Source organism: Spirosoma litoris, from assembly GCF_054776755.1.
The window spans coordinates 59,877-74,464 of the sequence record NZ_BAAHBI010000039.1 but is presented as its reverse complement, the minus strand read 5'-3'; the positions used below and the strand labels follow the sequence as shown (position 1 = coordinate 74,464).

Annotated in this window: 14 protein-coding genes; 5 read left to right on the top strand and 9 right to left on the bottom strand. The window is 47.9% G+C overall.

The window, feature by feature from the left end:
• Positions 1 to 122: 122 nt before the first annotated feature.
• The 3 genes from ACYVGR_RS24225 to ACYVGR_RS24215 all read right to left on the bottom strand — a co-directional run bounded on the left by ACYVGR_RS24225 (position 123) and on the right by ACYVGR_RS24215 (position 2,011).
• Positions 123 to 383, bottom strand: coding sequence for an Ada metal-binding domain-containing protein (locus ACYVGR_RS24225; RefSeq protein WP_460961595.1), 261 nt, complete (start codon positions 381 to 383; stop codon positions 123 to 125).
• Positions 380 to 1,072 (bottom strand): 2OG-Fe(II) oxygenase, encoded by a 693-nt coding sequence (locus ACYVGR_RS24220; protein WP_460961594.1) that lies wholly within the window; start codon positions 1,070 to 1,072, stop codon positions 380 to 382. Before ACYVGR_RS24220 ends, ACYVGR_RS24225 begins: the two co-directional genes overlap by 4 nt.
• A gap of 84 nt (positions 1,073 to 1,156) precedes the next feature.
• Positions 1,157 to 2,011 (bottom strand): bifunctional transcriptional activator/DNA repair enzyme AdaA, encoded by an 855-nt coding sequence (locus ACYVGR_RS24215; protein WP_460961593.1) that lies wholly within the window; start codon positions 2,009 to 2,011, stop codon positions 1,157 to 1,159.
• A 179-nt stretch (positions 2,012 to 2,190) separates the two neighbouring features.
• Here ACYVGR_RS24215 and ACYVGR_RS24210 point away from each other — a divergent pair, with 179 nt between their 5' ends.
• The gene (locus ACYVGR_RS24210; RefSeq protein WP_460961592.1) at positions 2,191 to 2,469 is read left to right on the top strand and encodes a YtxH domain-containing protein; all 279 of its coding nucleotides are present in this window, start codon (positions 2,191 to 2,193) and stop codon (positions 2,467 to 2,469) included.
• Between the two features lie 105 nt (positions 2,470 to 2,574).
• Here ACYVGR_RS24210 and katG read toward each other — a convergent pair whose 3' ends face one another.
• Both katG and ACYVGR_RS24200 read right to left on the bottom strand, forming a co-directional pair.
• The gene (katG, locus tag ACYVGR_RS24205; protein WP_460961590.1) at positions 2,575 to 4,866 is read right to left on the bottom strand and encodes a catalase/peroxidase HPI; all 2,292 of its coding nucleotides are present in this window, start codon (positions 4,864 to 4,866) and stop codon (positions 2,575 to 2,577) included.
• Positions 4,867 to 5,020: 154 nt separating this feature from the next.
• Complete coding sequence (locus ACYVGR_RS24200) at positions 5,021 to 5,743, bottom strand: lysoplasmalogenase (RefSeq protein WP_460961588.1); 723 nt, start codon at positions 5,741 to 5,743, stop codon at positions 5,021 to 5,023.
• Between the two features lie 142 nt (positions 5,744 to 5,885).
• Here ACYVGR_RS24200 and ACYVGR_RS24195 point away from each other — a divergent pair, with 142 nt between their 5' ends.
• On the top strand, positions 5,886 to 6,188 hold the full coding sequence (locus ACYVGR_RS24195; RefSeq protein ID WP_460961586.1) for a hypothetical protein: 303 nt from the start codon (positions 5,886 to 5,888) through the stop codon (positions 6,186 to 6,188).
• Positions 6,189 to 6,289: 101 nt separating this feature from the next.
• On the opposite strand, the gene ACYVGR_RS24190 is transcribed toward ACYVGR_RS24195, so the two are convergent.
• Positions 6,290 to 8,851, bottom strand: coding sequence for a M1 family metallopeptidase (locus ACYVGR_RS24190; RefSeq protein ID WP_460961584.1), 2,562 nt, complete (start codon positions 8,849 to 8,851; stop codon positions 6,290 to 6,292).
• Between the two features lie 142 nt (positions 8,852 to 8,993).
• On the opposite strand from ACYVGR_RS24190, the gene ACYVGR_RS24185 reads away from it, so the two are divergent.
• A complete protein-coding gene (locus ACYVGR_RS24185) occupies positions 8,994 to 10,265 on the top strand; it encodes an asparagine synthetase B (RefSeq protein ID WP_460961582.1) in 1,272 nt (423 codons plus the stop codon).
• A gap of 16 nt (positions 10,266 to 10,281) precedes the next feature.
• Here ACYVGR_RS24185 and ACYVGR_RS24180 read toward each other — a convergent pair whose 3' ends face one another.
• The 3 genes from ACYVGR_RS24180 to ACYVGR_RS24170 form a co-directional block, all read right to left on the bottom strand.
• Positions 10,282 to 10,638, bottom strand: coding sequence for a hypothetical protein (locus ACYVGR_RS24180; protein WP_460961580.1), 357 nt, complete (start codon positions 10,636 to 10,638; stop codon positions 10,282 to 10,284).
• 62 nt (positions 10,639 to 10,700) lie between these two features.
• Positions 10,701 to 11,126 (bottom strand): hypothetical protein, encoded by a 426-nt coding sequence (locus ACYVGR_RS24175; RefSeq protein WP_460961578.1) that lies wholly within the window; start codon positions 11,124 to 11,126, stop codon positions 10,701 to 10,703.
• 102 nt (positions 11,127 to 11,228) lie between these two features.
• The gene (locus ACYVGR_RS24170) at positions 11,229 to 11,996 is read right to left on the bottom strand and encodes a class I SAM-dependent methyltransferase (protein WP_460961576.1); all 768 of its coding nucleotides are present in this window, start codon (positions 11,994 to 11,996) and stop codon (positions 11,229 to 11,231) included.
• A 338-nt stretch (positions 11,997 to 12,334) separates the two neighbouring features.
• Here ACYVGR_RS24170 and ACYVGR_RS24165 point away from each other — a divergent pair, with 338 nt between their 5' ends.
• The gene (locus tag ACYVGR_RS24165; protein ID WP_460961574.1) at positions 12,335 to 13,774 is read left to right on the top strand and encodes a GWxTD domain-containing protein; all 1,440 of its coding nucleotides are present in this window, start codon (positions 12,335 to 12,337) and stop codon (positions 13,772 to 13,774) included.
• On the top strand, positions 13,747 to 14,574 hold the full coding sequence (rlmB, locus tag ACYVGR_RS24160; RefSeq protein WP_460961572.1) for a 23S rRNA (guanosine(2251)-2'-O)-methyltransferase RlmB: 828 nt from the start codon (positions 13,747 to 13,749) through the stop codon (positions 14,572 to 14,574). Before ACYVGR_RS24165 ends, rlmB begins: the two co-directional genes overlap by 28 nt.
• The last annotated feature ends 14 nt before the right edge of the window (positions 14,575 to 14,588 follow it).

Below are 14,588 nucleotides of genomic sequence, written 5' to 3'. Positions count from 1 at the left end.
TACAGACGCTTCCGAACGGTTTATTTTACGCGATAAATGCACTAGGTTGCGGTTATACATGATCTGAGAAAGCATAAAAAAAGCCGCTTTTAGCGGCTCGGACTACTCCTTTAATCGTTAAATTATTGACTGGTTCGCCAGACTTTATATTTCTCCGGCATACAGACCGCACAAGGCCGATAGCCAAGCTTTAGGGCTTCGGTCTCATCTTGAAAAAAGACACGATTTTCTGGCTTCATGCGTTTGCCCGTCCGGCAGGTGAGCGTGCCATAAATTTTACCCGGACGATGACCGCCTAACGAGATTACTTTTTGGTTGATAAGAGCTACTAAAGCTCGGAGTTGGGCAAAACGTGTTGCTCCCAGGGCTGTCTGGCGAATCATGCGGCATCATGAAAAATGAGCCCAATGGTCATCCGTTGCCCTGTTTTTACTTCACTGACGCCATGACGCATCCCAATCCGATGATAGCCGCGTACTCCTTTGGATGGCCGAAATTTTGTTGTGAAAATGAGAATCTGACCCTGTTCAGGTTGGAGTACGATAGCTCGTGATTGCATACGGGGGCGTTGTTCCACTAAAACAAACTCACCGCCCGAAAAATCCTGCCCTGGTTGATTGAGAAATAAAACGGCCTGAAACGGGAAATACAGTTGGCCATAAATGTCCTGGTGTAACGCATTCCAGTCACCTGAACCGTATTTTAGGATTAGCGCTGTTGGGCGTTTCTGGCCTGCGTTGTGGCAAATTGCCAGCCACTCGTCAAGATCGGTTGGGTAGCGTTGGGTAAGGCCGAGTTTTTCGTTCCAGTCGTTGGCAACGGGGGCTATTTGCTTAAATAGCTCATGACGAAGCGTATCAAGGCGGGCAGGCAGGGGATAATTGAAATATTTGTATTCGCCACTGCCATAACCATGCTTCTGCATCACAATCGTTTTACGATGGATATTTGGTTCATCGAACAGGCTAGCTAATTCAAGGCATTCGTCGGGAGATAGGCGTGGAGGGAGTAAAACAAATCCTGATTCGGAGAGCGTCGTTTGATAAGTCGACCAGTCGATAGTTGCGTTCATAAGAAACTTGTTTTAATTGGGTTTCAGGTTCAATGTTCCATGTTAAAAACCAACATGGAACATTGAACCTGAAACCTGAAACAATTAGTAAACAAACCCTTCTGTGCGCGCGGCTTCCCAACCTAGCATGGCTTGTTTCCGATCTGTTCCCCAGCGATAGCCACCGAACAGACCTGTTTTCTTAATGACCCGATGACACGGAATCAAATAACCAACAGGATTGCTGCCGATAGCCGTGCCAACCGCCCGCGAGGCCGTAGGTTGCCCGATCGCTTCGGCAATCTGGTCGTAACTGGCCAGCCGCCCTTCGGGAATTTTGAGTAAAGCTTCCCAGACTTTAAGCTGGAAAGCGGAACCCCGTAGCAAAACCGGCAGCGATTGCGTCGAGATTGCGCCCTTAGTTGATGGAAAAATCTGATTGGCAAGCGATTGCACAACCTCTTTGTCCTGCTGTAATACAACTTCTGGCCAGGCGGTTGTCAGAATCGTTTCAAGCTCATCGCCCTCGTTTAAGAAATGAAGAAGAGCAATTTTACCTTTTATTGCTCCTAGCAGATACGGCCCAAAAGGGCTTTCGAAAACACCATACGAAAGCACAAGTCCAGAACCCGCCTGTTTGAATTGACCCGGTGTAACCCCCTCAATCGTGACGAATAAATCGTGTAACCGACCCGTACCCGAAAGCCCGGCTTCATGAGCAGCATCGCTCAGCGGAGCCCCATTCCGCAGTCGGGTTTTCGCGTGTTCGAGCGTTAGATATTGGCTGAATTTCTTAGGACTAACGCCCGCCCATTCAGTGAAGAGTCGCTGGAAATGAAACTCACTCAGGTTGGCTTTCTCGGCGAGTTCGCCCAACGATGGTTGTTCCTGAAAGTGATTGGTGAGGTGTTCGATAGCGCGGGCAATTTGCTGATAGGTGTAGGTGCTTGCAGTTGTCATCTGATATTGTTGTTTGACCTATACAAATGTCGGAATACCTGCACTGGGAGGAAACCCGATTCTTGCGGAGTTTTTGACCGTTGAACAGTCTAAATGCACAACTGCTCACATTGCATGCTGCATTCTAAAAACTATTGGGTAGGTTGGTCTGGTAATTTAACCAACTAAAAACAAAACCAATGTCTGTCAACGCGAAACACTTAGCCACGTTTATTCTCGGAGCTGCGGCCGGAGTAGCCCTTAACAAGTATGCCCAAACAGAAGATGGTCAGAAACTGATGGCCGACCTGAAAGAGAAGGGAATGCAACTCAAAACAGAAGCCGAAGGGGCCATCGATAACGCACCCGAGTATTTCGAGAAATTGAAAACGCAGCTTGCGGAGATGCTAAAAACCAATTTCCCGGATGCCGAAGCCACTATCCATGATATTCTGGGTAAGAAACCAGATGCCGCCTAGCAACGATAAACGGCTTGCTATGTTAATGAGCCTGTTTAAGTTGTCATAAAAAAACGAGCGCCGGGTAGTTTACCCGGCGCTGTTTGTATTGGAGAAAGAAACGAATTAAGCCAGATCGAAGCGGTCAAGATTCATCACTTTAGCCCAGGCCGCTACGAAGTCTTTCACAAATTTTTCCTGGGCATCGGAGCTTCCGTACACTTCGGCAACGGCTCTCAGTTCGGAGTTTGAGCCAAACACAAGATCCGCACGAGTGCCTGTCCATTTCAACTCACCCGTTTTCCGGTCCCGTCCTTCGAATACTTCTTTATGATCGGCTACGGCTTTCCAGGCGGTGCTCATGTCGAGCAGATTGACGAAGAAATCGTTCGTTAACACACCTGGTCGTTCTGTGAAAATACCGTGTTTTGAACCGTCGTAGTTCGTATTCAAAGCACGCATACCACCAATCAAAACAGTCAGTTCAGGAGCCGTTAGGGTTAGCAGTTGCGCTTTATCGATCAACAACTCTTCAGTCGATACCGTGAACTTACCTTTCAGGTAATTGCGGAATCCATCGGCAATAGGTTCCAGTACGGCAAATGATTCGACATCCGTTTGCTCGGGCGACGCATCCATACGACCCGGCGTAAACGGCACAGTTACATCCTGCCCTGCGTCTTTGGCTGCTTTTTCAACGCCTGCAGAACCCGCTAAAACGATAAGGTCTGCCAGTGAAACCTTCTTGCCGTTGGCCTGCGTGCTGTTGAACTCTTCCTGGATGCTTCCTAAGATACCCAACACTTTTTCGAGTTGAGCTGGATTGTTTACCGCCCAATCTTTTTGAGGAGCCAGGCGAATACGTGCTCCGTTGGCACCACCCCGTTTATCGGAACCCCGGAAGGTAGAAGCCGAAGCCCAGGCTGTAGATACTAGCTCAGATACAGTCAGGCCAGAAGCCAGAATATTGGCTTTCAGCGCAGCCGCATCATTTTCATCGATCAACGCATGATCAACAGCAGGGATTGGGTCTTGCCAAATCAGTACTTCTTCTGGAACTTCAGGACCTAAGTAGCGAGCACGAGGACCCATATCGCGGTGAGTCAGTTTGAACCACGCACGCGCAAAGGCATCCGCAAACTCGTCGGGATTTTCGTAGAAACGCCGTGAAATCTTTTCGAAACCAGGATCAAGCTTCAGGCTCAGGTCGGTGGTGAGCATGGTTGGTACATGCTTTTTCGACGCATCATGGGCATCAGGAATGATGCTTTCTGCATTCTTGGCCACCCATTGGTGAGCGCCACCTGGACTCTTGCTCAGTTCCCAATCGTATTTGAACAGGTTCTCAAAGAAACCATTGCCCCACTGCGTTGGTGTAGTCGTCCAGGTTACTTCCAGGCCGCTGGTGATGGTATCGCCACCTTTGCCTGAGCCGTAGCTGTTAGCCCAGCCAAAGCCTTGTAATTCAATATCTCCTGCTTCTGGTTCAGGTCCTACGTGTTCCGACGAAGCCGCACCATGGGTTTTGCCAAACGTGTGGCCACCCGCAATCAGGGCAACTGTTTCTTCGTCGTTCATGGCCATACGTCCGAATGTATCGCGGATGTCTTTTGCTGAAGCAAGCGGATCGGGGTTCCCGTCTGGTCCTTCTGGGTTTACATAGATTAAGCCCATGTTGGCAGCCGCTAGTGGTTTTTCCAGATTGCGAGCGTGGATTTTGCCATTTGGATCTTCGTCGGATACCAATACACTATGCTCATCTACGCCCTCAGAACCACCCGCATAACGCAGATCGCTACCCAGCCATTTTTTTTCAGAACCCCAGTAAATATCCAGATCTGGCTCCCAAACGTCTTCACGTCCACCGGCAAAACCGAACGTTTTGAAGCCCATCGATTCCAGTGCAACGTTGCCCGTAAGAATCATCAGGTCGGCCCAGGAGATTTTCCGACCATATTTCTGTTTAATTGGCCAAAGCAACCGGCGAGCTTTATCGAGGCTGACGTTATCAGGCCAGCTGTTGAGTGGAGCGAACCGTTGTTGCCCTGCACCTGCTCCACCACGACCATCGCCGATGCGGTACGTACCCGCACTGTGCCACGCCATGCGGATGAACAAAGGTCCATAGTGACCGAAGTCGGCTGGCCACCAGTCCTGGGAGTCAGTCATCAACGCATGAAGGTCCTTTTTCACGGCTTCCAGATCAAGGCTCTTGAATTCTTCGGCGTAGTTGAAGCCTTCCCCCATGGGATCAGACAATGAAGAATGCTGACGAAGCATGTTCACCTTTAACTGATTGGGCCACCAATCGCGGTTTTGGGTTCCATCACCAGCAGCGCTAACTTTTTTAGCAGGCTCGCTTTTTAGCGTTCCGTTGTGAAACGGGCATTGACTAATGTCTCCTGATTTGTTTTCCATTTTTACAGCTTATTGTTAAGGACTTGTCTGAAAATGTAGGTTAATATAACTTTCGAAAAGACGATGAAGTGATTTACAAGTGCAAGGTTACTAGGATGAGAATTATAAATCAAATTGATTTAATTGATTATCGTATCGATAAATACTATATGGTTTAGCTGCCAGCTTGATGGAGTGGTCGAGTTGATTGTTCATGGGTCAGAGTGCCCCTGACAATCATATATTGGGCAGCCGCGTATGTACTCATGATCAACCAGACTGCCCCCGTGATGGTTTGCAGGAACTTATCGATAGCAATGAGTGAGTCGGACAGGATAAATAACAACGCGCCAGCAACTACCCAGCCGTACTTTAACGCACCCTGACGCAGTACGGCGAGCAACCCCATCGTATTCAGACAGATAGCATATATCACAACTGGCCACCACAAGGCCTGCAAAGCTGGATTTTGTGCAAAGGCTGGCCTAAGCAGGATTAGGAAAATAACGAGGTATACCAGGAAAGGCAGCGCAGGTTTCCATACCGATTGAATGGTGAGTAGCATCCCGGATTGACGAATGGATAACCAGAATGCCCGACTATAGCACAACTGCATGATCAGGAATGCGCCCAACCCTGGGGCAAACAAATCGACTTCACGAATCATTAAAAAAACATCGCCCAACAAGGCGAATACCATGCCGATCATTAGCCAGCGGATTACTAACGGAAAAGTTGCTACTCGATACTGTTGCCAGCAATATCCCAGGAGCAGCAACATAATAAGCGGTTTACAACCATAATGTAGCCACTGGATGGATAGCGTATCGCCCAGCATTTCGAGGCAGGTTATGGCGATAAATGCGATGGTGAAAAGTAGGGGCGGCTTTGTATACATGGTGGTTAACGAACAGCAGAATGTCCATTTGCATACAGAATAAAGGGCGATAGCATATCTACTGCTTGCTGCTCAAAAGTGACTAAAATCAAACCATTTTGTAGATAGCTCGTTTATAAAACAATACTCAACAAAAAATAATATGGATAAGCTACAGAAGTTTGAGTTGATGAACAAGATTGTTCGTGAACTGGAAGACCTGCAAAACAGCCAGACGGCTTTAATCGAGAAAATAGGTAAGATTGAAGTGGATAATATGAATGGGTTAAATGACTCTTATCTGGAGAAGAATCTGGGTACGATGCACGGTAAAATCGGCGAAAACCTCGACACGATTACCGAGATTTTTTCCCACTTCGAAAGTAAGCGTGACGACTATGCCCAGAAAAACAGCGCAGCCCTTGCAGCGGCCGAAGCAGCTGCGGCCATCGAAGCAGCTAGCTAAAGGGGATAATTAACAATTAGGTAAAAGGCCAACTGTACTCACACAGTTGGCCTTTTATAGTTTTGTGGGGGCACAACGAAATGATTTTACAAAGCCAGATTCTAGGGTTGGTAAACCAACTTACTAGCTCGAAATGGTTTGTCGGCGGCTTGCAGCAACTTGGCTCGTAAACGCGGGTTGTAATTGGGCCGGTCGGCCAGAAATTTGCGAATGAGCTGCGCTACTTCCGGTGTTTGATAGCTCGATAAGGTAGAGCTTACCCAACGCTCGGGAAAGAAAATATCGCCTGTCCGCTGAATCTCGTCCAACAGCTCCAGACTTTTAGGCAGATACTTTGCTGAGGTTTCGGTTCGTAGGGGATGATGTAGATAGCCCAGGGCATCGACAACCCAGGCCTCGCGCTCCCGATTGCTTTCGCTGGCTAGGGAGGCAAAAAACTGGTCGCGTTCAGCTACATTGCCCGATAGAGCAGGCATCATAAACGTGAGCCGCTTTTTACGATCTGGATTTTTGATGCGTGCTAATTGCTTCGTCAGAATTCCCTCAACCGGGTAATCTCGTACAGCCAATGCAAGAGCCAGCGATGTATAATCATCTTCGGTGAGCGTTACGCCAGTGGGTGCTTTCTGCTCATTCCAGATGGCATACAGTCGATCTTTAGCTTCATCACTGAGCGCAATGTTCTGGTATAAGCGAAAGAGGAGTTTCTTTTTACCAGATGCGGTTTCCTGCTCCATTGCTTGCCAGGCTGCCTGCTCAACCGAAGCCGCGAGAGCCGGACGCTTTTCAGGTCGGGTAAAATTCCAGACAATATCTGACAGTTGGTTAGTAATCAGTCGAAGATTCAATTCTTCTGATTCTGTTCGGAGCCATTGTTGATTTGCCGATGCTAATTGGGCGGGAGAAATGCCCTGGCCCGAGAGCATGTTTTCGTATAGATTAATGTATGTGGCAGCCCGCGTAACTGGATTTTTGGTCACATTTATTTGGATTACTGTTGCTGTATCAACCGGAAATATCCCGTAACCTTGTCCAGTCGAGTTAAAGGTGATGTAAATTGGAGTTTTCTTCCCGATTGCCTCTTTCAGTGTAATCTGTGGCTGGTTCATGTCCACAGTAAATTCTTCGGCGTGATCGCGATAGACTAAAGATAATTCAAAACGCTGCGGCCAGAACCGATTGGAGCCATCTTCGGCTTGTTGTGAAATGACGAATTGCTTAATCGTGCCACCCTTTCCATCAAGCTGGTACGTAAATTTTGGCCGACCCGTTTCGTTGACCCAGACGTGATTCCAGGTAGCCAGATCGGCGGGTGTTCGAGCGTCCAGAATGGCAATCAGGTCGGCCCAGGTTGCGTTGCCGAATGCATATTTTTTGAGGTATTCGCGCAAGCCGTCGCGTAGGGCTGTTTTTCCCATGAGTCGCTCCAGTTGTCGCATCATGATAGGTGCCTTGTGGTAGATAATACCGCCGTAGAGCGTGCCAGCCTCTTTCAGATTAGCAAGCGGTTGCCCAATTGGGTTAGCGCCTTCAGTTCGATCAACGGCATAAGCGGCTGGAAAATGATCGACTACAAACTGGAGATCGTAATTGGCATCGGCTGAAGAGACTTCTGTGATTTTGTCGGCCATGAAATTGGCGAAAACCTCCTTTAGCCAGACATCATTGAACCAGCGCATCGTAACCATATCGCCAAACCACATGTGCGCCGTTTCGTGCGAAATAACACTGGCCCGTGCCAGTCGCTGATCGCGCGTAGCTCCATTGTCTAAGAACAACGCCGATGCCCGGTAGTCGATGGCACCCACGTGTTCCATACCACCGTACTGAAAATCGGGAATGGCGGCAAAGTCGAACTTCTGGAACGGGTAAGGAATTTGGGTATAGTCTTCCAGAAACGTCAGTGCATCGGCATGAAGTTTAAAGAGTGGCTCTGTACTCAGGCGAATTTTGGTTGTATCGGTTTCCCGGTGCAGGAGCGTCATGGAACGGCTATTAAGCGTACGGGTTACAGGTGTGAATTTACCGGCTACAAACGAGAATAAGTACGTGGGAATAATGTTGGAGACCTGGAAATTGACCGTTTTGCGTTCGCCCATTATAGATGAGTCTTTCACCGAAGCGTTGCCCATCGCCTGCCAGAGCTTTGGAATCGTCAGCGACAGTTGAAATGTGGCCTTTAGGTCGGGCTGATCAAAGCAGGGGAAAACGGTTCGGGCACGGTCAGGAACAAGCAGTGTGTAGAGGTAATCATCGTTCCGATTCAGCGACAGATTCCCCGCCGTAAACTGGATTGAAATTGTGTTCTTCCCAGGCTGCAAAAAAGCAGTAGAAATCAGCAGATGTTCGCTCTCAAATACAATCGGAATCTCCTTTTTATTGACGGAAACTTTCTGGATATGAGTACGTTCTTCCTTAAAGTCGATCTGAAGTGGAGCCGTGGTGCGGGCCCAGTTAAAGGATATTGTTTCGCTGGCTGGAATTAGTTGGTTTTTCTGCGCTGGAATGTCGAACTTTAGTGCATACGCCAGTTGGCTGATTTGTTGCCTGCGCGCTTTAGCCAGTGTTTGCGATACGCCCGTTTCGACGGCTGGTGTAGACTGTGCGTTGCCTAGCATGGCGATGAAGAAAAAGAGGAATAGAGTGATGCCGTAACGAGTCATAGAATGGTCATTTAATAGTCAGTGATGGTCAGTGCGGGGGCGTCCTCGCGGTAGTCATTCCGTAGTTTACCAATGAATGACCTTCCCGACAGCGTATGGCAATCAATGACAACTAATTTGTTGGTCAAAAATAAGGTACTCTATGAAACAGCACCTATCTTTTCTGCTGCTATTGCTGGCAATTTTGGGCAATACTATGCCTGTTTTGGCCAATTACGTCCTGATTCCGATGGACGATCGGCAAACCAACCACTTGAAAGCGTATGGCATTGCGTACAAAGTCTTAAAAGACGATCAGGACGTTGACTGGCTGCTGAACTACCGGGGTGGCAGTTTTATGATCAAGTATACCACTGCCGTCGAAACCGAATGCCGGGTTCGGGGTGTCTCGTTCGAGACAATTTCAGATGGGCAGGCCGCTTCCATTCGTCAGCAACTGTCCGATCCTGATGTGAATATGAATGTGGTGACGCTTCAGAAAGCGGCAAAAATCATTGTGTATTCACCAATAAAAGTGAGCCCGGCTGAGTTCGAAAATACCGATGCTGTGCTCTTGGTGCTCACCTACGCCGAAATCCCGTATGAAGTCGTTTACGACGAAGAAATTCTCAAAGGTGATCTGGCAAAATATGACTGGCTGCATTTACACCACGAGGATTTTACAGGGCAGTATGGCCGAAACATGCACCGGCAGACCTTAGCCGATATTAAAGCTCAGGAAGACATTGCCCGTAAATATGGTTATGCGAAAGTATCGCAGATGAAGCTGGCGGTTGCTAAAGCCATTAAGGCATTCTGCGCGGGTGGAGGCTATTTATTTGCCATGTGTTCAGCCGCCGAAACGCTCGACATTGCCCTGGCGGCCGATGGCGTCGATATTGTTGGGAGCAGCTATGATGGCGACGATATGGACCCCAATGCTCAACAGAAGCTTGATTTTACCAAAACGTTTGCCTTTGGCAATTTCACGCTCGAATCGGACAATGGCTACCGGGGTTTCTCAACGTTTTCAGACATTAATTCTGCCGGTGGTCGTGGTTTCGACCAGCCACAGGGTTTCTTTGAGCTATTTAATTTTTCGGCCAAGTGGGATGTCATTCCGGCTATGCTAACGCAGAATCACGAGTCGATTATCAAGGAATTTTTTGGGCAGACAACGGCCTTTCGGAAGGGAGCTGTGAAGCCGAGTAGCTTAGTCATGGGCGAAGGCAAATCGTCGGACCGTTACCTCTACGGCGAAGTTGGTAAGGGCCAATGGACGTTTTATGGTGGCCATGATCCAGAAGGATTGCGTGGGGGTGGTGGCTTCCGTAATCCCACCGATTTGAATCTACACCCGCACTCGCCCGGTTACCGGCTCATTTTGAATAACGTATTGTTCCCTTCGGCCCGGAAGAAGAAACGGAAAACGTAGAAAGGATAGGGGAGATTTATCTATTCAACTCCTTCTTTCGCTGCAATAGATAAATAAACGTCTCGCCTTTGAGGTTGAATTTGACCAGTTCCCAACCGTTTCGAATCATGAAATTCAGGGCATCGATGCTGGAATTGAATGTAATTACTTGCTTATCAGGACCCGCTATTTTCTGACGATTGAGGCCGTTATCGACAAAATGTTGTCCGTAATCAATCAGGACACGCGCTCTGGACAAACCACCGGCATTTGTACAGACTAATTGGCAGAAAGGCGTGTTGGTTGTATCAATCGCCACGCCATCAACATACACCTGGGCAAAACTCGTGTTGGCCAGGAACAGACTTAAACAGAAAACGAAAAATAGTTTCATGGTTGAGTATCGATCGGAAATGATCGTATTTAGAACTTGAGGGTAACAGTCGAAAACCTGTTTTAAAAATAACCCCGGCCGTAATTAGCATAGGCTATAGCCCAATCTTTATTATTTATTCGGGTTATATACAGGTATTTATAACCATCCTTTAGGTTGAAATGAGCGCAGCCATTGGTCGTTTTAAGAACTATTTCATCATTTGGCCGCGCTTTTACCAACAACCTACCAGCTAACCCATTGGTTGAAGCTTCCAGTTGTTTCTGTGCTATAAGATTATCGTTGACCAGGACAGATATCGGCTCGTTGAAGTTATATTCAAACATAAACACCCGCGCCGAATCGGGACTGAAGGGTTCAATGCTATTAGGAGACGGTTTATTAACATCTACAGTTTCTGAAACTGACCGACATCCCGATTGAATACCCTGTTCACAACCTAACAGACCAGTTAGACCGAGGCAAATAAGTAGAAAGTGTCTCATCATTTTTTACTTTTTATGATGAGACCCATTAACTAATCGGAACGTTGGAACGGATCGGAACACCGGAGTGGTAGTCTGGTGTACAACCACTTTAACCGTGCCCGATTACTTCGTTGCGATGTAAAAGAAGTCCAGACTTCCGGCTGGGTCGTTACTAACGAGGTAGTCAGTATAGTTGATTTGAGCGGCCAGACCATCGGCTTGCAGGAGCCGGTTACGGTTCAGGCGGTTCATCAGATCGTAAGGAACCTGGAGCAGTCGGCGGGGTAGACGATATTGCAGGTTAAAGATGTCGAAGCGGGTCAGTTTTTTGACCGACTCTTTGTTCTGCTCATAATAGGTCATCACTTTGTCGTTGCCGTGAATTCCCCGCGTTTCAATTTTGGGGAAGTATTTCGTGATTAACGACTTTAATCCGTCGGCGTAATACTCCCGAACGTGCCAGGGATTTCGGGTGAGCGAGAACGTTTTATTGACCGTTGTCAGCAACAGCTTACCGCCTGGTTTCAGTACGCGATGGGCTTCCTTGATAAACAAATCGTCGTTCTCGATATGTTCAATAACCTGAAACGTTACGATGTAATCGAACGTATTGTCAGCAAGCGTGCTAAGTGGGGGAATGTTGGCAGCGATGAACGTTGAGCCAGGGTATTCGGCCTGAAGTGCCTTAATTAGCTCTTCATTCTTGTCTATGCCTGTATAATGTTTAGCGGCTTTCGTCAGTAATTCTAACCCACGGCCCCAGCCGCAACCAATTTCGAGTACATTTCCATCGACCATTTCGGCTGCTTCGACATAAGGGAAAAGCAGGCGCTGGTGGACTGGATTGTCGGATGCGATTTCGGCTGAGGTAATTTCTGTGGTCTTATACATAGCTAGTTCGGGACGTTTGCTGTAGACTATAGCTAACTAGTTAACGTCTTTGTTGCAATTGAATCTGTAAAATTACTCTTTTGTAGAAGGAAAGAAAAATGAAGCGGGTTCATAAGGCGAACCGGCCTGTTTTTTCGTTATCAATAAACTAGTGCTTTGACAAAATAGATTCTACCTGTTTCTATAGATTCTTTTGATTCTATAGAAGCTAAATTGGACGAGCACTAGTTCAACGAAAGAATTACTTTTAGAACCAGACCTATTGGATGAGTTACAGCTACGGTTGTTAAAGACGACAAACGCGCCCTGACTTATCTAGCTGAAATGTACCGTTGTTTATGCGTATTCTGTCTGCTTTACTCATTATTACCATTCTGTCGGCCTGTTCAAGCAATAAAAAAACGCAGCAGGCGCGTGTCAATGCGGCCTATGATGCCCGCACGGAGGCCCAGCGTAATCAGGCTAGCCGTCCGGCTACTCCCCGTGCCGACGATGGGCAGCGTACAACGATTGCTACACCATCCGATTCGCGCCCGGCTACGACTCAGGCCCCTGCTCCCGTTAAAACGAATGATGGACCCGCTATTGGTACAGGGCCTGCCATGTCGACCAAAGGTGGAGAATGGGTGGTTACCTCGATCAAAGGAAAATTTTTGGCCATCGATACGTCCAATGTGCGAGTGTATATGGACTTAACAGCCAAAACGCCAACGGGCGAAGCTATCCTGAATCCCGCCGATTTTGTGGAACATTTCCTGATTGCTTACGTCATGTACCCTGACTACAACAATCGCGAACGGCTGGGTTATGGGACGGTTCCATTAACCACGCAGAACGTAGGCCATGATGGCGATCATCTGACGCTGACCTTTGATATTAAACGCCCTAAAGGAGCTACTAATGCTGTTCTGCTGACTGAAATTACCGAGACAAACAGCGGGACTAAAGCTCGTAATGACTTGTCGCTACGGTTTACGACCACCAAATTGAGCGATCGATTTACCTTGTTTAGTCGGGACAATAAACAGCCACAACTGCGTAATTATGTGAATGCAGGCGATACAGTTGTTATTCGCGATGTAAGCGGAACCAGTAAAACCCTGTTTGGTGTCCGTTATCGACATGATTTCGAAGCTGCTTCGTCACCGATGAATACCTCGCCCCGTTCAGGTGCCAAATCGTTGACGATCGATTCGACGCTGAGCATTACCACGAATCAGCCCTTTGTATTACCTCAGGAAGGACTCTACTATTTTGTGGAAGACACAACCGACGCTACAGGCATTGGGTTGGTTGTAGCTGATAAACGGTTTCCTAAGTTGACCCGGCCTGCCAAACTCATCAAACCTGTGTTATACATGAGCACCAGCAGCGAGATTGGTGAATTGAATCAGGCACAGGATACAAAGAAAGCCTTTGACCGATACTGGCTGAGCATGATGTCGGGAAATGAAGATGTGGCTCGAAAAACGCTCAAAGCTTATTTTGATCGGGTTGAAGAAGCCAATCGGTTGTTTACGACTTACAAAGAAGGTTGGAAAACTGATAAAGGCATGATTTACATTGTGCTGGGTGCACCGGATCGGGTGCAGCGGAACCGAGAGCGCGAAGTGTGGGTTTATAATCGCCGGGCTAATGTCTCGGAGGTTAATTTTACATTCACAAAGAAACCGAATCAATTTGTCGAGGACCATTACGAGTTGGTACGCTATATTGAGTATCAGCCAATTTGGTATCCGATTGTCGAAGCATGGAGAACCGGCGCAATCCGCGAGTAAATCGCCCCAAACATAATCGAACGAACAATTCCCGTCCGCAATTTCGTCCCGAACCCGACGAGATGGTGTTTGGCATTCAGTCTGTCATCGAGACATTACGATCTGATCAACAGATTGACAAGCTATACATGGATAAGGAATTAAGTAACCCCGATATCCAGAATCTGGCTTTTCAAAAACGAGTTACGATTCAGCGAGTACCCGCCGAACGCCTTGACCGTTTCACTCGGAAAAACCACCAGGGCGTTGTCTGTCTGATTGCTCAGGTGCAGTATGTCAAGCTATCGAACGTGATTGCCGATGTGTATGAGCGTGGAGAGCAGCCTTTTTTCCTGTTGCTGGATCGGATTACGGACGTCCGTAACTTCGGTGCAATTGCCCGCACAGCCGAGTGTACGGGTGTTCAGTGCATCGTAATACCTGGCCGGGGCGCTGCTGCAATCAATTCCGATGCCATGAAAACATCATCGGGAGCACTGAACTATATTTCGGTTTGCCGCGAACCAGACCTGACTGAAACCGTGAAATACTTACAGGAATCCGGTATTACGGTGGTTGCCTGTACTGAAAAATCGAGCCGTGACCTGTACGAACGGAACACCGATCTTACTGGTCCGCTCGCTGTTATTATGGGCTCGGAAGAAGATGGTATTTCGCCCGAATTGCTGCGAATGGTCGATACGCATGTCAAGATTCCACTGCTGGGGTCAGTTGGTTCATTAAACGTATCGGTGGCTACGGGCGTGGTTCTTTACGAAGCCGTGCGTCAACGAAGTATGGCCATTGAAGCAGCCGAGTAATCCATAACGTACCG